Source organism: Prevotella sp. kh1p2, from assembly GCF_900111525.1.
GTDB lineage: Bacteria > Bacteroidota > Bacteroidia > Bacteroidales > Bacteroidaceae > Prevotella.
This window is the reverse complement of the sequence record NZ_FOHY01000002.1, coordinates 67,036-89,581: the sequence shown is the minus strand read 5'-3', so window position 1 is coordinate 89,581 and position 22,546 is coordinate 67,036. Positions and strand designations below refer to the sequence as shown.

Annotated in this window: 12 protein-coding genes; 8 read left to right on the top strand and 4 right to left on the bottom strand. The window is 58.8% G+C overall.

The features are described 5' to 3' along the window. Window positions 1-134 precede the first annotated feature (134 nt). The 8 genes from BMW31_RS01750 to BMW31_RS01715 all read left to right on the top strand — a co-directional run bounded on the left by BMW31_RS01750 (window position 135) and on the right by BMW31_RS01715 (window position 15,088). On the top strand, window positions 135-3,707 hold the full coding sequence (locus BMW31_RS01750) for a glycosyl hydrolase 2 galactose-binding domain-containing protein (RefSeq protein WP_091820344.1): 3,573 nt from the start codon (window positions 135-137) through the stop codon (window positions 3,705-3,707). A 42-nt stretch (window positions 3,708-3,749) separates the two neighbouring features. Next, complete coding sequence (locus BMW31_RS01745; RefSeq protein ID WP_091820343.1) at window positions 3,750-4,202, top strand: DIP1984 family protein; 453 nt, start codon at window positions 3,750-3,752, stop codon at window positions 4,200-4,202. A gap of 850 nt (window positions 4,203-5,052) precedes the next feature. Further along, window positions 5,053-8,025 carry a TonB-dependent receptor gene (locus BMW31_RS01740; RefSeq protein WP_091820341.1) on the top strand — a complete coding sequence of 991 codons (2,973 nt, stop codon included), beginning with the start codon at window positions 5,053-5,055 and terminating at the stop codon, window positions 8,023-8,025. 72 nt (window positions 8,026-8,097) lie between these two features. Further along, window positions 8,098-8,487 (top strand): hypothetical protein, encoded by a 390-nt coding sequence (locus BMW31_RS01735; protein WP_091820339.1) that lies wholly within the window; start codon window positions 8,098-8,100, stop codon window positions 8,485-8,487. 54 nt (window positions 8,488-8,541) lie between these two features. Further along, entirely contained in the window at window positions 8,542-9,054 is a 513-nt protein-coding gene (locus BMW31_RS01730; RefSeq protein ID WP_143049127.1) for a T9SS type A sorting domain-containing protein, read from the top strand. Between the two features lie 367 nt (window positions 9,055-9,421). After that, a complete protein-coding gene (locus tag BMW31_RS01725; protein ID WP_091820334.1) occupies window positions 9,422-10,540 on the top strand; it encodes a DUF4876 domain-containing protein in 1,119 nt (372 codons plus the stop codon). Between the two features lie 17 nt (window positions 10,541-10,557). Further along, window positions 10,558-12,180 (top strand): DUF6850 family outer membrane beta-barrel protein, encoded by a 1,623-nt coding sequence (locus BMW31_RS01720; RefSeq protein WP_091820332.1) that lies wholly within the window; start codon window positions 10,558-10,560, stop codon window positions 12,178-12,180. A 34-nt stretch (window positions 12,181-12,214) separates the two neighbouring features. Further along, window positions 12,215-15,088 (top strand): M16 family metallopeptidase, encoded by a 2,874-nt coding sequence (locus BMW31_RS01715; protein ID WP_091820330.1) that lies wholly within the window; start codon window positions 12,215-12,217, stop codon window positions 15,086-15,088. Between the two features lie 566 nt (window positions 15,089-15,654). Here the strand turns inward: BMW31_RS01715 and BMW31_RS01710 are convergent. The 4 genes from BMW31_RS01710 to BMW31_RS01695 all read right to left on the bottom strand — a co-directional run bounded on the left by BMW31_RS01710 (window position 15,655) and on the right by BMW31_RS01695 (window position 22,537). Then, window positions 15,655-17,907 (bottom strand): glycoside hydrolase family 3 C-terminal domain-containing protein, encoded by a 2,253-nt coding sequence (locus tag BMW31_RS01710; protein ID WP_091820328.1) that lies wholly within the window; start codon window positions 17,905-17,907, stop codon window positions 15,655-15,657. 177 nt (window positions 17,908-18,084) lie between these two features. Then, entirely contained in the window at window positions 18,085-19,434 is a 1,350-nt protein-coding gene (locus tag BMW31_RS01705; RefSeq protein ID WP_091820326.1) for a DUF5016 domain-containing protein, read from the bottom strand. 27 nt (window positions 19,435-19,461) lie between these two features. Next, the gene (locus BMW31_RS01700) at window positions 19,462-20,991 is read right to left on the bottom strand and encodes a glycoside hydrolase family 30 protein (RefSeq protein ID WP_091820324.1); all 1,530 of its coding nucleotides are present in this window, start codon (window positions 20,989-20,991) and stop codon (window positions 19,462-19,464) included. A 25-nt stretch (window positions 20,992-21,016) separates the two neighbouring features. Next, window positions 21,017-22,537, bottom strand: a complete 1,521-nt coding sequence (locus BMW31_RS01695) for a RagB/SusD family nutrient uptake outer membrane protein (protein WP_091820708.1) — start codon at window positions 22,535-22,537, stop codon at window positions 21,017-21,019. Window positions 22,538-22,546: the final 9 nt, after the last annotated feature.

The window sequence follows — 22,546 nt, the reverse complement described above, 5'->3', positions numbered from 1 at the left end:
ATGGTTCTTAATGTTGGTACTTTATTGATAATAACGTATGGAATGCTGCAAATCTTGTTTTCGGAGTGCGTTTTTTGAAGAATTAATCGTAACTTTGTGGCTGTACGAAGCATGAATATCAAACCAACCGGACTATGTATCAACTCTTGACTTCCTTATCGGCGTGCCTGCTCATGGCATTGCCCTCTTTCGGTGCCTATGGCGACTACACGCGCGGCATAGGTCAGTATCCGGGCCGGCCGAGCGAGTTCGCGGGGCCGCAGCTGGTTACCGGCAGCGGGTATCGTAACCTGGCGCTCAACCGCATGGCCTACGCATCGTCGTCGGCAGACTTCAATCTCACCGCCCAACTGGCCACCGACGGTATCATCTCCACTGCTACGCCGCCGCAGCTCACCGTCTTCACGGGCGCCGGACCGCTCGGTCTGCGCGACAAAGAGAAGACCATAGACGGCAATGTGCACTCGGGTACGTACCTGATGGGGGCCAACAGCTTTATACAATACGAGTGGCAGGGCATGGATATCAGTCTCTCGGAGCTGCGACTGCTGGGCGAAGTGGCCTATGATGAGGCCCAGGCACGGGGCGGATACACCATCCGAGTGCTGGCACGCGACAGCCATCGGCGCTGGAAAGTTATCGGCGAGCAGCGCGGCAAGGGCCTCCCGGGCTTCGCAACACGCCAGACCGTGAGCTCCGACCCTAACAAGCAGGAGGCCACGGTGCGCCTGCCCATGCGGCTCATCAAGACCTCCATTCCGCTCCGCGATGTCGGTCGCATTAGTCATCTGCGCGTAGAGTTCATCATGAAGGGCTGCGCCCACTGGCGTATTTACGAGATAGACAACGGCCGGGTGGGCGATGCGGGCAAGCCATTCAGCATGAACGACGTGCAGTGGGGCATCTCCAACACGGCGTGGCTGCCCGCTGCGAGCTTCCGGAGCGCCTTTGCAACGTCCGTCAAGAATGCTGCCAAGAAGCCGGAATGGCTCTGCGTGGACCTTGGAGCTGCTGCCGAGTTCGACAAAGTGAAGCTTCACTGGGTGTTGAAGCCCGGTGGCGGCCGCCTGCAAACATCCGATGACGGCCGTTCCTGGCGTGACCTGGCCCCGTTGCCGGCCACGTCCGGCAACACCGAAACCATCAACTGCCAGGGCCGCGGCCGCTATGTAAGGCTGCTGATGACGGCATCCAACGCGCCGGGAACCGCCATGCTGAGCGAGATAGAGGTATGGGGAAGAGGCGGACTCGTGGCCCGGCCGCTTCCTCCTGCTCCCGCCCCGGCCGCCGGATGGAGCCGTATGAGCCTCGGTTCGCAGGCCGTTAACTGGCAGCTGCGGCGCGAGGACGACGCCCGCTGGATAGCTGCCACGGTGCCGGGAACGGTGCTCACCAGCTACATGAACGCCGGTGCAGTGCCCGATAACCGCTATGCAAACAACATGCGGCAGATATCCGAGAGCTTCTTCAATGCCGACTTCCGCTACCGGACCACCTTCCGTTGCCATCCCAAGGACCGCACCTACCTCAATTTCGACGGCATTAACTGGAAAGCGGAGGTATGGTTAAACGGCACGAAGCTGCAGAACATCAGCGGCGCCTTTGTCCGCGCACGCTACGATGTGACAGGTATCATCCGCGAGGGAGCCAACACTCTGGAGGTGAAAGTTATCCGCAACGCCCATCCGGGAGCCGTAAAAGAGAAGAACATGGAGAGCACCGACCTGAACGGAGGTGCGCTGGGAGCCGACAATCCCACCTTCCACGCCTCGATAGGATGGGACTGGATAACGAGCACTCCGGGCCGCGAAGCCGGCATCTGGAACGATGTGTACCTCACGGCCGATACGGGCATCACCCTCTCCGACGCCCTCCTCACCACCACACTCAACCATCCGGACACGCTGGCAAGCCTTACGCCGGCCGTGAGAGTGAAGAACTGGCTGCCCGTAAGCCGCACCGTAACGGTTAACGGGTATGTAGGCGACATCCGGTTTGCCAAGACCGTGACCCTGCAACCACAGGAGGAGCGCGAGGTGAGCTTCTCTCCGGCCGAGTTCAGCCAGCTCAAGAACCGCCGCATGCGCCTCTGGTGGCCCAACGGCTACGGTGAAGCGTACCTCTACGATGCCGGCTTCAGCATCACGGAAGATACCGTGGAAGCCGGCTCGGCACCCTGTTCGGAGCTGACGTACAAGGCCGGCATCCGCGAAGTAAGCTACAAGGACCTGGACAGCCAGGCCAAGATTTACGTCAACGGAAAGCGCATCACGCCCCTTGGAGGCAACTGGGGATTTGCCGAAACCAACCTGAACTACCGCTCGCGCGAGTACGATGCCGCCGTTAGATACCACCGTGAGATGAACTACAACATGATTCGCAACTGGGTGGGGCAGACAGGCGACGAGGCGTTTTATGCCGCCTGCGACCGTTATGGCATCCTTGTGTGGCAGGACTTTTGGCTTGCAAACCCCTGGGACGGGCCCAATCCCGACGACGAAGCCATGTTCCTGGCCAACTCACGCGACTATATACTCCGCATCCGCAACCATGCCAGCATCGGCATCTACGTGGGTCGCAACGAGGGCTTCCCGCCTCCGGCCATCGACAAGGCACTGCGCAGCCAGGTGGCAGGGCTGCACCCGCAGCTTGGCTACATACCCAGTTCGGCCGACGAAGGCGTGAGCGGCCACGGCCCTTACCGCATGATGCCGGTCGAGTACTACTTTGCAAACCAGTCGCACAAGCTCCATTCCGAGCGCGGTATGCCCAATGTGCCCAATGTAGAGAGCCTTCGGCGCATGCTGGAACCCGACAGCATCTGGCCTCAGAACATCGCCTGGGCGCAGCACGACTACACGATGAAGGGCGCGCAGGGCGGCGAATCCTTCAATGCCATTATCGAACGGCGCTTCGGCAAGCCACAAGACGCGGCCCACTTCACAGCTCTGGCACAGTGGCTCAACTACGACGGCTACCGTGCCATGTACGAGAGCGCCCAGCAAGAGCGCCTGGGACTGCTCATCTGGATGAGCCATTCGTGCTGGCCCAGCATGGTTTGGTGCACTTACGACTACTACTTGGAGCCCACGGCTGCCTACTTCGGCGTAAAGAAAGCCTGCGAACCGCTGCACATACAGTACAATCCGGTAAAGCGCCATGTGGAGGTCGTGGACATGGGAGCCGGCAACCACCGGGGCCTGAAGGCCGTGGCAGAGACGCTCGACATGCGCGGACGGCTGTTGCAGCAGACCTCCGCCACGGTCGATATTGGCGAGGACCAAACGGTGGAGGCACAGGCAGTAACCCTGCCCGATGAGAGCGTGTACTACATCCGCCTGCGGCTGTACGACGGCAGCAGCCTGCTGTCGGAGAACATGTACGTGGAGAGCCGCGAACCCGACAACTGGCAGGCGCTCAACACGCTGCCCAAAGTGCAGCTGCAACAGCAGGAAGAGTTCGGGAAAAAGGGCGACGAGTGGACGGGAACGGTGCGCATAAGCAACCCCTCGGCCACGCCCGCGCTCATGATACGCCTCAACCTGCTGGGCAACGACGGTGAACAGATACTGCCGGTTGTGTACAGCGACAACTATTTCCACCTCATGCCGGGCGAAAGCCGCACCGTAACCGTGTCGTGGCACCACGAGGACAGCCGCGGCACCCAGCCCCACGTGGCCCTCTCGGGCTTCAACGTAACGGAGTGAGAAACGTCCCGCAACAAGTAAACAAACCAAATACTAAGAGACATGAAGTTAGCAGAAGCGCTCAGTCTGCGCAAAGACTGCCAGAAGAAAATCGCCCAGCTAAAGGCCCGGATACTGAGTAACGTGAAGGTGCAGGAGGGCGACGAGCCCGCCGAGCAGCCCGCGGAACTGATGCGGGAGATGGAAGCATGCCTGCAGCAGTTGCAGGAACTCATCTTCCGTATCAACGTTACGAACATGAAACCGCTGCCCGACGGCTCCACGCTCACCGCCAAGCTCGCCCTGCGCGATGTGCTCACGCTGCGCATACAGGCACTGCGAGAGATTTTCGACGGCGCCTCCGACAGTCAGGAACGTTATTCGCGGTCGGAAATCAAGATGGTGAAAACCGTCGACGTAAAGGCCTTGCACAAGCAGATAGACGACCTGTCGGGGCAGTTACGCAAGCTCGACATCGAAATACAGGCGCTCAACTTCACCGTTGAGCTCGCCTGACGGCCATAGGTGTAGCCATCATTACCGGGCGAACCGGCAGCTTTTGAGCATCATCGTACGGAACTGCGATATGGCTATAGGTTAGCCTCACGGCGCACGTTCAGCACGCTTGCATGCGCAGGCACAATGCAGCAGGCACTTTGCACGACCATCGGTTGACGGTAATCTTGGCCAGGGAGGGTAGTGGGAAACGGCACGGAACGCAGCCCAGGCAGCGTTCCGTGCCCCTTGTCCGTGTCCAGCTGCATCCTGCAAGCAGCCGGACAGTTGTCAGAAAACCTGCTTGTTTTTAGCTTGTTTGCTGCCGGCGAGCGAGCAGGATGTAAGCTCCCGTTTTACCGCATTTTTGTTTTTGGCCAACCAAAAACACCTTTCAAAAATCCCCATTTCTCCGTTCTTTCGCCCCGTTTGCCGTATCCGGGCTTCCTGTTTGCCGCTTCCGGCCGCCTTGGTGCAGTGCTTCGGGGAGCTTGAAGGTATCGTTCAAGGCGCTTGAGTGATACCTTCAAGAAAACTGAAAAATTCGATGAAATGGCATGTTTTTGATTATCAGCCGATTACAAAAAGGCAAAAAACAGGCCTGTTTCTGCCCGATGGCAGGATGAAAGAAAACTTTCGCCTGTTGCGAAGCTGAATTGTAAAGTTAAATAGCGGCAATTATTTTCGTGTTGACCGTGTGCAGCCATCCCTTTGCCGTTTAAAAGGCGCTGTGCCGATAGCCTCTGAGAGGTGTCCCGTTTTCAAAATCATTATATTTAGGTATTGTCGTTTTTTGATTAAAACAATATTTTTGCAAAGTTGAAACAGACGGCTGCCGACAGCTGTCTGCTGACTTTCAGACGGACTCAGTATGACCAACAGACTTATCATCATATTCTTTCTCGCTATCTCGGTGGCAGAGGCGGCTTTGGCTCAGGGCGTGAGCGTGCAGGGCAGAGTTGTTGATGCCGACGACGGCAAGCCAGTGGAGTTTGCCTACGTGCTGCTCAAGGAGAGCGGCCTCGGGGCTCTTTCCGACGCCGAAGGCAGGTTTGCCATCAAGGGCGTGCAACCCGGTCGCACCACCGTTGTGGTGCAGAGCCTGGGCTATGTGCGGCTGTCGGTCTCGCTGCGGGTGGCGCAGGGGCTTGCTCCCCAGTTGTTCCGGCTCAAGGCGGAGAACCTGAAACTGGACGAGGTAGAGGTGGTTGCCAAGCGCAAGAACGATGAGGCAACCACTTCGTACACCGTGGATCGCCTCGCTCTTGACAACCAGCAGATACTCAATATCAGTGATGTGGGCACGCTGCTGCCCGGTGGCAAGACCGTTAACAGCTCGCTGCTGAACGACAGCCGGCTGGCTCTGCGGAGCAGCGGGGGCGAGAAGGGCAACGCTTCTTTCGGCACCGCAGTCGAAGTAGACGGCGTCCGGCTGGACAACAATGCCGCCATCGGCGAGAGCATGGCTGCCAGTACGCGCACCATCGGCACATCAAACGTGGAGAGCGTGGAGATTGTTACGGGCATTCCCTCGGTGGAGTACGGCGACCTGAGCAACGGTATCGTGAAGATAAACACGCGCCGCGGCCGGTCCCCTTTCATCGTTGAGGGCAAGCTGAACCAGCATACAGCGCAGCTGGCCGTTAACAAGGGCTTTGACCTGGGGGGCAACCGCGGCCTGCTCAACGTCTCATTGGAGCACGCGCGGTCGTTCTCCGACATCGCTTCTCCCCACACCGCCTATCAGCGCAACGTGCTTTCGCTCAACTACATGAACGTGTTCTTCCGTAACGCCAGTCCGCTCACGCTAAACGTGGGCTTAGCGGGAAACGTGGGAGGATATAGTTCCGAGGCCGACCCCGACCGCGACCTGGACGATTACGACAAGGTTTGCGACAACTCGTTTACGGGCAACCTCTCGGCCAACTGGCTGCTCAACAAGCCCTGGATAACGAGCCTCTCGCTGCAGGCCGCGGTGTCCTGGGCCGACAAGCGTACCGAGGAGTACGCCAACACCAGCAGTGCCTCCGCCCAGCCCTACATCCATACGCAGCAGGAAGGCTACTTTATAGCTTCCGACTACGATGTAAACCCCACGGCCGACATCATCCTCGGCCCCACCGGTTACTGGTATGTGCGGCATTACAACGACTCCCGGCCGCTCAATTTCGCCTTCAAGCTCAAGGCCGACTGGAACCGCCGGCTGGGCCGCATACGCAACCGGCTGCTGCTGGGTGCCGAGTTCAAGAGCAGCCGTAACCTGGGGCGGGGCACCTACTACGCCGAGGCACGCTACACGCCCACGTGGAGACCCTACCGCTACAGCACGCTGCCGGCGCTCAACATCTTGGCTTTCTATGCCGAAGACAAGGTGTCGGTGCCCACGGGTGAGCGATCCGTGTTCGAGCTGACGGCCGGAGTGCGCAACGACATCACGCTCATCGGCGGCTCCGATTACGGCACCGTAAGCACGCTCTCGCCACGGGCAAACACGCGTTACATCTTCTTCCAGAGCCGGAAGCATTGGTTGAGCAGCCTCAGTGTGCACGCCGGCTGGGGCAAGTCGGTCAAGGCGCCATCGTTCCAGGTGCTCTATCCGTCGCCTTCCTACAGCGACCGACTGGCCTTCGCACCCGGAAGCACGGCCCAGAACCAGTCGTTCTACGCCTACTACACGCATCCCACGACGGCCGTCTACAACCCAGAACTGAAGTGGCAGTACGCCCACCAGACCGATGTTGGCCTGGAGCTGACCGTCCTGGACACGCGTATCTCGGTGTCGGGGTTCCACAACAAGACCTTCAATCCCTACATGGCAACCACCGTCTACAGTCCTTTTGCCTACAAGTTCACCGGCCAGCAGGCGCTTGAAAACGCCGGAATACCGTCTGCCAACCGCTCTTACAGCGTTGACAGGCAGACTGGCATCGTGACCGTACACGATGTTACGGGCCAACAGGCCGACCTTCAGCTGGCCTACAACGAGCGCCGCAGCTACGTGACCAACACCCGTTACGTGAACGCCTCGCCCGTAGAACGCTACGGACTGGAGTGGATGATAGACTTTGCTCAGCTGAAGCCGCTCCACACCTCGCTGCGAATAGACGGCAACTACTATTATTATAAAGGTACGGACGAGACGCTCTTTGCCGACATTCCCTTGGGACTGAACGCCACCATGAGCAACGGGCAGCCCTACGGTTATGTGGGTTACTACCGCGGAGGCAGTGCCACGTCGACCAGCTACACGGCCAACGCCTCGGTTGCCAACGGATCGCTGTCGCGCGAACTCAACGTAAATGCCACGCTGACAACGCACATTCCGCGCGTGAGGCTCATCATCGCGCTGCGCATGGAGGCCTCGCTGTACAGCTACTCGCGCGCACTGAGCGAGTACGGCGACGGCACGCGCGGCTATGTTCTTGCCGATGGGAGCGACTACTTCGGTACTCCTTACGACGGGTCGGCCCGCAACAGCTTCGTTGCCGTTTACCCGGAATACTATTCCTCATGGGAAGAGCCGGGCGTGCTCATACCCTTCGCCGAGCGATTTGCCTGGGCCAGGGACAACGACCGCACCCTGTACAACGACCTGAGCCGCCTGGTAGTGCGCTCCAACTACGCCTATACGATGAACCCCAACAAGCTGTCGCACTACTACTCGGCCAACTTCTCGGTCACGAAGGAGATAGGCGACCACGTTTCAGTCTCCTTCTATGCCAACAACTTCTGGAATACGATGCGCCAGGTGTGCTCTTCTCAGACGGGACTGCAGACCTCCCTCTTCGACAGCGGCTACGTTCCCAAGTTCTACTACGGCCTGTTGCTGCGGCTCAAGCTCTAAGGGCGCAGGCCGCCGGATATCTTTCAATCAACGCTTATGCAACAAACACCAATCCGTAAGAAACCAATCAACATGGCAAACAGGCTGAGCCGGTGCGCCGTGTGGCTGCTGCCGATGCTGGCCGCGGTGCCCGCCGCGTGCAGCTACGACGAAGAGGTAGCCGTGTGCCCCGTAGAGGTAACACTTGCCTATCCTGACCCCGAGGCCGGCCCCTATGCCGGCGCACGGGTGGAACTCAAGGATGCTGCGGCCTCGGTTTTTGCCGATTCCACCGATGCCGGCGGCGTGGCGCGCTTTCGGGTGCCGGCCGGCATCTACTCTGTAACCAGCTCCTCCGTCCGCCTTACGACCAACTACCGCTACATTTTCAACGGGGTGAGGAGCCTGCTCGTTATCTCTCCCGACAGCAGCAACCACATCCGCCTGAACCTGAAGATGACCCGCAAGCGCATCATCCACTGATGCCGCCCGGATAGCGACCCCATCAAGAAATCAACCATCAAACCATCAAGCAATATGAAAACATTTATCATGACACTGGCTCTTGCCGTTTCGCCGATAATCGCGGGCTCCGCATGGGGCGCCGGTACGCAGGGAACGAAAGACGTACAGTACCTTGTAGTCTCTCAGACCGACGGCTCCGAGAGCAAGTTTGCCATTGCCAAGGCGCCCGTTGTTGCCTTCAGGGACGGCAACCTGCAGGTTTCCTGCGACGGCGACGTGCTGGAACTGAGCATGGCCGGCGTGAGCAACTATCACTTTGTAACCGAGCAGGTGCCTACGGGCATTGAGTCCGTAGCCACGGAGCCCTCCGTGGGCGAGGTCCGGCCTACGATAGCGTTCGGCGAGGCGTCGTTCCGAGGCCTGCGGGCAGGCGCTGCCGTAACCGTTTACACCATCGACGGCCGAGCCGTGAAGACCGTTAAAGCCGACGCCGAGGGCAATGCCAGCGTGGCACTGGGCGACCTGGAGCAGGGCGTCTACATCCTGCGCGCGGGCGGGCAGAGCATCAAGGTGTACAACAAATAGCGCGGGCAGTGCGGGCTGCGCTCACGGGCAAGCCCCGCAGGGCACGGCCGTGCCGCCGCGGTTGCAGCCTCCCGGACAGCCGCTTTTGCCGCATCAGGCGCGGGCAACATGCCCTCCTGATTTGCAGGTAGATTCAGGCCGGCTTGCCGGAGCTATGCTTCAAGGCGCTTGAACGGCACCTTCAAGGCGCTTGACCGATACCTTCAAGAGGCCTGAAAGACATCTCTTTCAAACCCCGCACAAACAGGTGGCTTCGCGGGTGGGCTGCAATCGGCCGGCAAACCGCATGGCGCAGGCTCCGCCCCGAGGCCCGGAAACGCGCCCGCAGCAAGACAACAGAAATCAACAACTATAAATAACAGAAGCAATGAAGAAAACTCTACTAACGCTGGCAGCCCTGCTCGGCCTGGCTGCCAATGTCTGTGCACAGACATGGAACATGGTAATTACCCGTGCCGACGGCAGCACCGAGACGCTGAAGACATCGGAAGTAAAGAACGTGACCTTTGTTCCCGAAGACCAGAACGCCGACCAGGTGATTATCAAGGAACTCTACAACGGCGGCTGTCCGCTCGATCAGGGCACCAGCTACTTCCAGAGAGACAAGGGATTCATCCTCTACAACAACAGCAAAGAAACCGCCGTACTGAGCAATCTGTGCGTGGGCATACTCGATCCGTACAATGCCGAGGGCATAAACCATTGGCTGAAGGACGGCACGTTGACCTATGAAGCGGATGGATATGTGCCGGCCATCAACGGCATCTGGTATTTCCAGGAGCCGCTCGTCATTGAGCCGTACTCGCAGGTGGTGGTAAGCTGCATGGGCGCCATTGACAACACGCCCACTTACAGCCAGTCGGTGAACTACGCCAATGCCGACTATTACACCATGTACGACCCCGAATCGGGCTACAGCAACACCAGCTATTACCCCACGCCGTCGGAGGTCATTCCCACTTCCCACTACCTCAAAGCCATCAACATCGGGCAGAGCAACGCCTGGACGCTGAGCGTCACCTCGCCCGCTTTCTTCATCTTCCAGACCAAAGGCACCACGCCGCAGGCCTTTGCAGCCGATGCTTCCAACATCGTCTACGCTCCTGGGCAGTCACAGGCGGCCTACAACAGATGCCTGAAAGTGCCCGTAGAGTGGATAATAGACGGCATGGAGGTGTATAACAGCGGCAAGTTGGAAGCCGGCCAGAAGCGTTTCCCTGCCGATGTTGATGCCGGGTACGTGGTGCTGACCAACAAGTTGGGGCACTCGCTCTACCGCAACGTGGACAAGGAAGCTACCGAGGCGCTGCCCGAGAACGCCGGAAAACTCGTTACAGGCTATACGCTCGGCGTCTCTGCAGGCGACCCCAGCGGCATCGATGCCGAAGCTTCCATCCGCAAGGGTGCCCACATCGTCTACATGGATAACGACAATTCATCCGACGACTTCCATGAACGCAAGCAGTTCTCCCTGCGCGACAAATAAACAACAAACCCACTCTCTTGAACAGGAACATCGTACATACCCTGCTGGCCGGCATCCTTCTGACGGGTGGCGGCGGCCTTGAAGCCCAGCCGCTGGACACGGTCGGCGTGGCCATCCGCGACTTCGAGCTCGTGCGCAGCCGCAGCCCGTGGCTCTCGTCGGCCAATGCCGCCGGACTTGTAGTCTACGCCCGGCCCAACATCTCGACGGCCCAAATGAGCCTGCATTACGGCCGTGGCGGGCTGGCAGACTATTACCAGTCGGCCCGGACACTGCAGGCCGGCGCGGCGGTGGAGTCGTTCTACCGGCTGGGCGGCCGCACCGTGCTCTACGGCAAGATGAGTTACGGCAACGTGACCAGCCACGACATGGCCGGATCCGCATTCATAGACCCCACCCGCAAGCCGTTCGACATCGTCGAGGATTCGCTCGCCAACACCGGCAAGAAGCATCTCGACACCTACCGGATAGCGGGATCCGTGGGCGTGGACGTCTGGCGTGGCGTGGCGCTTGGGGCAAGCGCCGACTTTACTGCTGCCAACTACGCCAAGTACAAGGACCTGCGGCACAAGAACTCGCTTATGGACATGAAGTTCACGGCAGGCTTCACCGTGCCCGCAGGCAGGCATCTGACGCTCGGAGGCAACTATTTCTACCGCCGCAACACGGAGAGCGTGCGCTTCAGCACGTATGGCAAGACGGACAAAACCTACGTGTCGCTCATCAGCTATGCAGCCTTCATGGGCTTAACGGAGCAGTTCGGAGGCAGCGGATACACCGACCAGAACCGCGAAATGCCGCTCTACGACGAGTACAACGGCGGCGCCCTGCAGGCCGAACTGCGGCTGGGCAGCTTCTCGTTCTTCAACAGCATGCTGCTGGCTCACCGCACCGGCTACTACGGCAGGCGCTCTCCCTACACCATCACCTACAGCAACCATCACTCCGACATCTGCCGGTACGAAGGTGCGCTCATGCTTGCGCGCCCCCATGTGTTGCACAGGCTCGACCTCATGCTGGCCGTTGAGAACCTGGAAAACAATGCGGAAACCTACCGGGAGGTGCAGAACGAGGCCGGCTCAACCTACTACCAGTACTACGACCCGATAAAAACGGCCAACAAGGTGTGGATTGACGGGAGGGTTGCTTACACCGGGCGCTTCGGCATAACGGCCGACCAGGCGCGCTGGACGCTCCGTGCGGGAGCCAACTTCATGCACCGCCGCCAGACTGCCTACCGCTATCCGTACTACCGGAGGCAAAGCATAGGCAGCGTAGAAGGCTTCGTTAGCGGGCAGTATAACATGCCCGCAGGCTCCGGTTTGCTGGGTCTCTCGCTCGGGATGACCTACAGGAACGGTTCGGGCGATGCTTTCCGCGACGGCACCTTCGCAGCACCGTCCGACAAGCAGACGCCTCCCCCCGTCATGGATACATGGCTCTGGCGCGAGCTGGTTTATCTTACGGCGCCGCAGTTCGGCTTTAATGCTGCCGTGCGTTACAGCTTCCGTGCCCCCGGAACGCGGCTTTCCGTCTACGTAGAGGGGCAGGGCAGCTGGCGCAAGGCCAACACCCACGACAGCCATCTCATCGGAAGAGCCCGTACGGAGCTCAATATTGCCTTTGGCTGTACATTCTGACAAGACATTTACATTACCCAAACAAGACAGAAAAATGAAAAAAACTCTATTCCGATTGCTGCTCTGGCTCCTCGTGCCTTCAGCCCTGCAGGCACAATCCTTGCAGCCCGACAGCACCTTCCGGACGGGCAAGCTCGCCAACGGACTTACCTATTACATCCGCCATAATGCCAAAGAGCCCGGCATAGCCGACTTCTATCTGGCGCAGCGAGTTGGCTCCATTCTCGAAGAACCGCGGCAACGAGGCCTCGCGCACTTCCTTGAACACATGGCGTTTAACGGCACCGAGCACTTCAGGGGCGATGGTAAGAGCCTGGGAATTGTGCCCTGGTGCGAGAGCATTGGCGTGAAGTTCGGCACCAATCTCAATGCTTACACCTCCGTGGACCAGACCGTTTACAATGTTTCTGCTGTGCCCGTGGGGCGCGAGACGGTGCTCGACTCGGTGCTGCTCATCCTCCACGACTGGAGCCACAGCCTGCTCCTGACCGACAAGGAGATAGACAAAGAGCGCGGAGTGATACACGAGGAGTGGCGCACCCGCCGCTCCCGTATGGCTGCACAACGCATGATGGAGCAGGCGCTGCCCACGGTCTATAGCGGCACCAAGTACGCCGACTGCCTTCCCATAGGCTCAATGGACATCGTGGAGCACTTCCCCCACAACGACCTTCGCGATTATTACCACAAGTGGTACAGGCCTGACTTGCAGGCAGTAGTAGTGACCGGCGACGTGGATGTTGACCGGGTGGAGGGCAAGATACGCCGGCTCTTCGGCTCCATTCCCCTTCCCAAGGAGCGTGCAGAGCGCGTTTACTACCCCGTTTCCGACAATCAGGACCTCATAGTGGCTGTAGAGAAAGACACCGAGCAGCCCATCATGCTGGCCAACCTGTACATGAAGCACCCTGCTACGCCCGATGCAGAGAAGAATAACGTGGCCTATGTGCGGACCGATTATGTCGACCGGCTCATTACCTACATGCTCAACGGCCGGCTGAGGGAACTCAAACACCAGTCGGAACCGCCTTTCCTGAGTGCTACGGCGCATGCGGGCACGTTCCTCGTTTCACGCACCAAGGATGCTTTCTCGCTCTCCTTCGGTTGCCGGCAGGAGAATGTGGCGGGCTCATTCAGTGCCGTCATCGGCGAGGCTGAGCGTGCCCGACGCTTCGGATTCACCGCTTCGGAGTTGGAACGGGCCAAGGCCATCTACATGAAGTCGGCCGAGCGGCGGGCGACTGAGCAGAACGACCGCCGCAACAACTATTTTGTGAACAAGGCGGTGAACCACTTCCTGACCTCCGAACCGCTGCTCTCGGATGCTGAAATACTGAAGCTGTACCGAGATTTCAACGCAACAGTTACCCTGGATGAGGTGAACAGAGCCACGCGCAGCCTGATCTCAGACAGCAATCAGGTACTGCTGGTCTACGCACCCGACAAGCCCGGCTTCACCCTTCCGTCGGAGCAGCAACTGCGCAGTTATGTTGCCGCCGTGCAGCAGGCCGCCTACGAGGCCTACAAAGAGCCCGCCCTGCCAACCCTGGAGGGCATGGTTGCCGCCTCGCTCGCCAGTAACCGGAAGGCCGGCAAGGCCACCCGGAAGCCCAAAACAGGCAGCTACACCGACGCCGGACAGGGCGTGAAGCTGCTCTCGCTGCCCAATGGCGTGAAGGTGTACGTAAAGCCCACCAACTTTGCCAAGGACCAGGTGTCCATGCGCTTCTTCGGAAACAAGGGCACGCAGCTTTATCCCGATGCCGACGTTCCCAACTTCTCGTTCGTGAGCGGCGTGGTAACGGCCTCGGGAGTGGGCACCGTCAGCGAGCCTACACTGCGCAAGATGCTGGCCGGAAAGTCGGTACGCGTGCAGTCTTCGATAGCAGACGACGAGCAGTACATCAGCGGCAGCGCCTCTGCCAAGGACCTCCGCACGCTGCTTCAGCTCACTTACCTGTACTGCACCAGCCCCCGCACGGACAGTGTAGCCTTCAACAGCCAGATTAACAGCATGCGCTCCTTCCTCACCAACCGCGAGGCAAACCCGCAGGTAACCTACAACGACTCGCTTGCCGCTATCGCCTACGGCAACAGTCCGCGCATGCAGCCCGTGAAGCAAGCCACGCTTGACCGCGTAAACCACAGCCGCATCATGCAAATATACCGTGACCAGTTTGGCGATGCCAACGGTTTCAGCATGATACTGACGGGCAACATCAACCTCGATTCGCTCCGCACCCTGTTGCAGGAGTACGTGGCAGCCCTGCCCTCGTCGGCTCCAGGCAGCCCGACCCCCATCACCCGTCACCCGTCACCTGCCATCTATTATCCCTCACCCGATATTGTGGGGGGCACCTCGGCCCATGTGTTCCGCAAGCAGATGAACACGCCCTCGGCTGTAGTTACCCTGCTGTACACCTTTCCCGAACCTTACACCACCAAGGCCGACCTGGCTCTCGACGTGTTCAGCCGTGTGCTGACCATTGCTTACACCGACTCGGTTCGCGAGGAGAAGGGAGGCACCTACGGCGTCAGTGTGCAGGCAGAGCTCGACAAGGACAGTAATCCGACGGCGTTGGTGAAGGTGAGTTTCCGTACCGACCCGTCGAAGTACGCCGAACTCATGCCGGTTGTCTACCGGCAGATATCCCACATTGCCGCCCGCGGCCCCGAGCCGTCGAGCATGAGCAAGGTAAAGAAGTACCTGGCCAAGGCCTATGGCCAGAACGTTATTACCAACAGCTACTGGGACTACGTTGTCTACAACCGCCTGCGCAACGGCATAGACTTTGATACCGACTACTTGCAGCAGCTCGAAAGCCTGTCTGCGGCCGATGTGCAGCAGGTGGCCAAAGACCTACTTGGCAGCAACCGCCGCATAGAAGTGACCATGCTGCCAGAATAACAAGTCTCTAATTTGATAGATGGAGCCGAAGGTTCAGCACATGCGAGTTCTGCCTTCGGCTTTTTACGTGGATGCTTGGCGAGGGCAGCATACAAGATTTGTTGTCAGAAAACTTGCTTGTTTTCAGCTTGTTTGCTGCCGGCGAGCGAGCAGGATGTAAGCTCCCGTTTTACCGCATTTTTGTTTTTGGCCAACCAAAAACACCTTTCAAAAATCCCCATTTCTCCGTTCTTTCGCCCCGTTTGCCGTATCCGGGCTTCCTGTTTGCCGCTTCCGGCCGCCTTGGTGCAGTGCTTCGGGGAGCTTGAAGGTATCGTTCAAGGCGCTTGAGTGATACCTTCAAGAAAACTGAAAAATTCGATGAAATGGCATGTTTTTGATTATCAGCCGTTTACGAAAAGGCAAAAAACAGGCCTGTTTCTGCCCGATGGCAGGATGAAAGAAAACTTTCGCCTGCTGCGAAGCTGAATTGTAAAGTTAAATGAGGGCATATATCATGCAATGAGGGAGATACGGCAAAGGCGGTATCTCCCTCATTCGGAATGGCGAAAGACGCAAAAATGCACTTATTGCAACGTGAACTTGAGGCGGCAGGGCAGGTTGTCGGAGGCCGTGCCAACGAGTGCTTCGAACTCTCCCGGTTCCGACTTCCACTCGTGCCGGGCCTCGTCGTAGAAGCTCAGCGCGCTGTTATCAATGCTGATGCTTACCTCGCGGCTCTCTCCGGGCTGCAACATGACCTTACGGAAGCCCTTGAGCTCCTTGTAAGGACGGTCGACCGACGCCTTGGCATCGTGTATGTAGAGCTGCACCACCTCGGCTCCGGCGCGCTTGCCGGTGTTCTTCACGTTCACGGTAAAGGTGATGCTGCCGTCGCGCTGCATGCTGCTACGGTCGGCTTTCAGCCCCGACAGCTTGAATGTAGTGTAGCTGAGGCCGTGGCCGAAGGCAAAGAGCGGGCGGCGGCCGGCATGGTCGGTCCAGCGATAACCTACGTAGATGCCCTCCTTGTACTCCTCATCAATCTGCGGGGTGTTCTCATCCTGCTTGTCGATGTTGGTGCGCCACACGCCCGGATAGGCGTCCAGGGCGTGGGATCCGTAGTCTTCGAGCGTGTTGCCCCAGGTGAACGGCAGCTTGCCCGATGGGTTCACCTGCCCCGTAAGTACGGAGGCGAGGGCCTCACCGGCCTCGGAACCGAGGAACCAGCCCTGCACCACGGCCGGCACACGGCTCACGAAAGGCAGCGCGGCGGCGTTGCCGGAGAGATTGACGTAAACGATGTTCTTGTTTACACGCGCCAGCGCATCGACCACCTTGGCCTGGTCGTAGGGCAGGTCGTAAGCCTTACGGTCGGTGCCCTCGCAGTCCTGGAAGGCTCCTTTGTTGAGTCCGCCGAAGAATACCACGTAGTCGGCGCCCTTGGCCTTGCTCACGGCGTCGGCAATCAGGCGGTCGGCAGAGCGCTCGTCGTTGAGGTCGATGGAGGAGGACACGCCGTCCTGCTCGGCATTCACATCGCCTACGTAGCCGCGCTCGTACTCAACGGTGGCGCCGTAGCGTGCGCAGGCGGCCCGCATTCCCTCCAGGGGCGACACCTCGCGCTGTGCCTTGAGGTTGCTGGATCCGCCGCCTATGATGAGCGACTTGATGGCATTCTCGCCCACAACGAGCACGCGCTTGCCCTTGCCCAGGTTGAGCGGCAGCACGTGGCGCTGGTTCTTGAGCAGCACGATGCCCTCCTGGGCTATGCTGCGGGCGGTGGCGTAGTGGTCGTCGGAGCAGAGGAAGCCCGGCTTGCGCTGCGGGTTCAGGGTGGTGCGGAAGAAGAGTCGCAGCACGCGACGTACCTTCTCGTCGAGCTGCTGCATGGTGTACTTGCCCTTGAGGATGCCTTCCTGGAAGGGCAGGGCAAGGTAGTAGTTGTCGTAAGCGTTCTTTGACCGCGACTTCATGCCGTCAGTACCGGTACCGAACTCCATGTCGAGCCCGTTTGCCACGGCCTGGTCGGTGCTGTGGCAGCCGCCCCAGTCGCTCACGACAACGCCGTCGAACTGCCAGTCACGCTTCAGGATGTCGTTAAGCAGGTACTGGTTGTGGCAGTTGTGCTGGCCCTTGTAGAAGTTGTAGGAGCCCATGATGCCCCATGCCTTGCCCTCGGTAACGGCGGCGCGGAAGGCGGGCAGGTAGATTTCATGCAGTGCGCGGTCGCTCACCACGCTGTTAACCACCATGCGGTTGGGTTCGTCGTTGTTGAGTGCGAAGTGCTTTACGCAGGCTGCTACGCCGAGTTTCTGCAGCGACTGGATGTAAGGCACCACCATGCGCGAGGCCAGGTAGGGGTCTTCGCCCATGTACTCGAAGTTGCGGCCGTTAAGTGGCGTACGGTAGATGTTGACGCCCGGGCCCAGCATCATGTCCTTTCCGCGGTAGCGGGCTTCCTCACCCAGGGCCTTGCCATAGGCTGCCGACATGTCCGGATTCCACGTTGCGGCCAGACAGGTGAGTGCCGGGAAGGCCACGCACGAGTCATTCGACTGCCCGGCCTGCGTCCACTCGTCCCACAGTACGTTGGGTCGCACGCCGTGGGGGCCGTCGCTGGTCCAGAAATCGGGGAACCCCAACCGCGGCACTCCTGCCGAGGAGAACTTGCTCTGGGCGTGGATGACTCTGATTTTCTCCTGCAGCGTCATGCGTTGCAGGGCGTCCTCAACCCGCTGCTCCACGGTCTTGGTCTCGTCTAAATAGGCGGGCAGGCTCTGTGCCTGCGCAGAGAGGGCACACAGGGTGCAAAGAACGGCTAAATAGATTTTCTTCATAAATAAGTATTTGGTAATGGATTTGATTTTGCGTTTGATGCAACAAATATAGCTGATTTATTTGTAACGGCCAAACGCAGGCTGCCTATATCTGCATTTTATAAGCATCCTGCCCTCCCTCGAGGGAGGAAGGGCAGGGAAAAAAGAATGTACATGGCAGGGCCATAGGTGCCGAGTCTACTTCTTGACTACCGTGAGCGTGGCCGGCTTGAAGCCTGCCGAGCAGTCGATAGTGAATACATAGGTCTCGCCGTCGGCAAGAGCAGCACCCTCGGCGAGCTTAATGTTGCCGTCGGCATCGTTCACTGCAAAGTACGGATTGTCTGTAGTAAGGTAGAAATTGCTGTTCGGCGCGCCGAATTCCACGCCCCAGTTGGGCTGTCCGAAGAACTTGAAGTTAACGTCGGCGGCATTGAGCTGCTTGCCCACGGTGAGCGTTACCTGGTACTTCTTGTTGCCGATGGGCGCCAAGGCCAGGTCGTTTTCCACGCCCGTCCACCATCCGTGGTTAACTGCCTGCCATGTAGGCTTGTTGATGCCGGCACTGCCGATAATCCATATACAGCCGGAGCCGTCAAGCTGGGCGGTAAGAGGCGACCCGTCGGCAGCAACGGGATGGATGCGGAAATACTTGTTGCCGAAGTCGGGTGTGAACGAGTAGCGGCCGCTGATGGCGTTGAAGGTGAAGGAGCCGTCGGCGTTCGGCGTCAGGTAATCGGGGTCGTAGTACCATTCGTCGGTCGTCATGGCATCGTTGCCTTCAAAGCGATAGCTGCGCCCCTGCACCATGTCGAGCAGCTGGGCTTCGCCGTCGGTGTCGAACAACAGCAGTGCTATCGAAGGTACATACTGCGGTCCGTAGGTAAAGTAGCGCGTGTTGAAGGTTACGGTAACATTGTTGGCGTCTTCTGCATTGAAGCTGATGTTGCCTGTGTTGTTGATGGCTACGGCCGTGCCATCCCACCCGAAGGTGAGCGGCTGGCCGCCGGGGCTGGCAGCATCGGCTCTGAAGTAGCCTCTGAAAACCGTCAGGGGGGTGCTGATGTGGGCCGAGAACTGGTAGGGGTCGTCGGCATCAGGCGTCATGGTGTAGGTATTGCCGTCGGCAGAAACAAAGCTGAGGCTGGCAAATTCGGGTCGTTTCACGTTCACGGAAATCGACTTCACGGCCGTTGCCATGCTCACGTCCTGGAGCGTAAGGCGCAGTTCGGCCGTGCCGTTGGGTATTACCGGGAAGTAGGGAACGCTGAGGCGGCCGCTGTAGTCGCCCTCTGTCTTGGTGCGGATGGTCTGCTCCGACACCCTTTCGCCGTCGTAGTAGAGTTCGGCCTTGAGCGTAGAGAGGGCCACGCCGGCCTGGTTGGAGCAGTTGGCTGTAAAGCTGATGCTGTCGCCCATGAGGGCTTCAAGCTGCTCGGTGGCGGTGGTCACCACGGGAGAACCGGCCGAGGGGCTGTCGTCGTCACTGCAGGCAGTGAGCAATGCGGCGGCCATCAGCAGCGTGAAGATATACTTGATACTTTTCATAATGAATGCTTCGTTTAAGGTTTAGGGTTATTTCCAGATACATGACATTACGCTCTCGCCGGGTATCTCGGCCTGGAAGTGGCGGCTGCCGTCGAAGACCGTGACGAGCTGATTGTTGCTCGAACTGTTGGAAAAGACAATGGCAAGGCTGCCGTCGGCATTGCGGAAGGCGCTGTAAACCATGTCCTTGGGTGCCGAACTGCGGGCAGAGGTGTCCAGATGTACGGCATCCGGCTTGACGACACTCGACAGGTGGGTGATGATGTAGTAGTGGGAATTGTAGTTCAGGGTGCGGTAATCGGATGCAATGTCAACGGCCCCGTAGCAGGTTTGGCAACCTCCGTCGAGGTTGGGCCCCATCTTCTCGTCGAGCATCAGGTTCCATACGAGCACTGCCTTGCAGTGTTGGTTGAGCGTGCCCAGGGTTACGCTGTTCATGTCTTTGAGCAAGCGGGTGGACAGGTTGCGGCCGTCGTTCCACGTACCGATGGAACTTTCGGAGAATATAAGCTCCTTGTCGGGTGCCTTACTGTAAATATCGGTAAGTTCGGAGTTGCTGCCTCCGTAGTCGTGATAGGCTGCCCCGACCACGTACTCGGCTCCTTCGAAGTCGTTGCCCAGCGCGTTGTAAATCTTCACCGGGTAGTCTTCCTGGTCAGCTGTTTGCTGGTAATCGTAGTTGTGGTCGTAGAGATAAATCTTGGTCGTGAGCTTCTGCTGTTTGAAAGCTTTGGCCAGTTCCTTCACAAAGGCAGCCTGCTCCTGCCAAGGCATGTAGGTGGAGGCGCAGTTGCCCTTGTTGAGCGGCTCGTTCTGCGGGCTTACGGCGTAGATGTTGATGCCTTCGGCCTGCATGGCCTGCACGAACTTGACGAAGTAAGCAGCGTAGTCGGCATAGTAATCGGGATTGAGGTGGCCGTCGGTCCAGGCGTTGTGGGGCGCTTTGGTTCTGATGTCAGCTACCTTCATCCACCTGGGGCAGGTCCAGGGAGCGGCTACTATCTTCAGTCTTGGGTTGATGGCAAGTATCTCCTTGAGTATGGGGATGACGTAATCCTTCTCGTCCTGATAGAGCCGGAAGTTCTCCAGGCCCGGCTCATCGCACAGCGTGTACTCGGTGCTGGAGAAGTCGTTGCAGCCTATGGAGATGCGGGCATAGCTCACGCCGTAACCTTCGGTCTCGGAGTAGGTGCGCTTCAGGAAGTCTGCTCGCTCCCTGGCATCCATGTGCAGCAGGTTGTAGCAGGTGCTGTAGGTGATGGCGAAGCCGAAGCCGTCGATACTCTGGTCGGCCTTGGCGGGGTCGATGTAGATGGTGGTGGGTGCCATCGAGCCGCCTTGCTGGAGCTGGAGGCTGCCCTGCTTGAGGAGGGTGAAGCCGTTGGCGGCAGTTGTAAAGGTTGTTACCTGCCCGTCCTTGGGAACCGGGTTGGGCTGCTCGGGCGTAAGGGTTATGCCGGGCTGTATGTCGAGACCGCTGTCCACGCTGCATGCCGAGAGGCTTGACAGACTGATACCGAGGAAGAGCGGCATGATGAATAACTGATTCTTTTTCATAGGAATGGTTGTTTTAGGATGATGGTTAATAGCCTGGGTTCTGCTCCAAGTTGCCATTCTCGTCAATAGCTGACTGCGGAATGGGCAGCAGATAGGAATTCTCAGTATAGGGATTGGCCTGCGGCAGGCGGCCCGAGTCGCGGCTGTTGAGGCCGTTCATCACAGCTTCTACCTTGTCGTTGCGGCACAGGTCGTACCACCGTTCGCCCTCCAGAGCCAGTTCCAGACGGCGTTCGTGGAGCACGGCAGCCTGCATGGCGCTCTGGTTGGCAGTCTTGTCGGCAGTCAGGGCGGGAAGTTTGGCCCTGCTCCTAATCATGTTTACCAGCTCTGCAGCTGCGTTCAGATTGCCTTTGGCAGCCTCGGCTTCGGCTTCCATCAGGATGATGTCGGCCAGCCGGATGACATATTCGTTGTTGTAACCCGAGCGGAGCTTATACATGAACGCATAGTGTGAGGCAGGGTAGTAGTTGCTCCAGCCACAGCTGTAGTACACCACCGTCTGGTTGAGGCGTGTCGTGTCGCCCTCGTCCTCGAAGGCTTTTATCAGGTCGCGCGACGGCGTTACCCACTTTGCCCACGTGAAGCTGTTGTCGTAGTTCTCCAGACAACGGCCGTACATCCACGACTCCCAGTTGCCCGAACCTGCCTGCCAGTGAACCTCGAGGATACCTTCGGAGGTGTTGCGCTTCATGCAGTCCTGCGTTGCAGCGTTCCATCCCCAGAGCGTGGAGAAGTCGTTTTCCAGCGCTACTCCGGGCGTATTGCGTACTTTCTGTGCGTAAGCTATCACCTTGTCGTAGTCGCGTACGGGCTTTTCTGCATACACTTTGCACAGCAAAGCCTGTGCAACAGTCTTTGTCAGGAGTGTGCGGTCGGACGCTGAAAGGTCCGGAGCATTCTGCTCGGCGTATTCCAGGTCGCTGATAATCTGTGCGTAGCACTCCTGCGTATCGGCCTTTGGAGGGAAGTAGGCAGGGTAAACCTCCTTGATGTTTTCAGACGTAATGGTCTTTGCCACCTGCGTGATGAGCGGCAGCGAGCCCCACATGCGCACCATGCGGAACATCAGCAGGGCGCGGAAGAGTTGTCCTTCGGCACGCCATTGGCGGTAGTCCGCGTCGTTCACTGCTCCCTTCTGGTGCAGTTGCTCCACGCCGTTTATCAGCACGTTTGCCTTGGCTATGTCTTCCAGATAGCGGCTCCAGTCGCGGCTCAGGGTTCCCGTAGCGGCGTCCAGCGCATTGGTTTCGGTCGGTATAGTTTCCTGTCCGGTAGTTCCGCCGTAGGCATTGTCGGAGTGTGCATCGCCCAAGAGCACGTAGTCCAGGTGCATGTGTTCCTGCCTGTTGCGGAAGAGTTGATAGATGGCTGTGCGCTGGCTCACGGCTGCTTCGCGGTCTTTGAGCACGGCGGTGGTGGTGTCCGTCTGCGTTCCTTCGGTGAGCTCCGAGGGTTGCGAGGCAGGCTCTATATCCAGGGAACAGGCCGTGAAGGTAGTGGCTAAGGCTCCCCATAACAGTGTTTTGATATATTTCGTTTTCATAATCATATT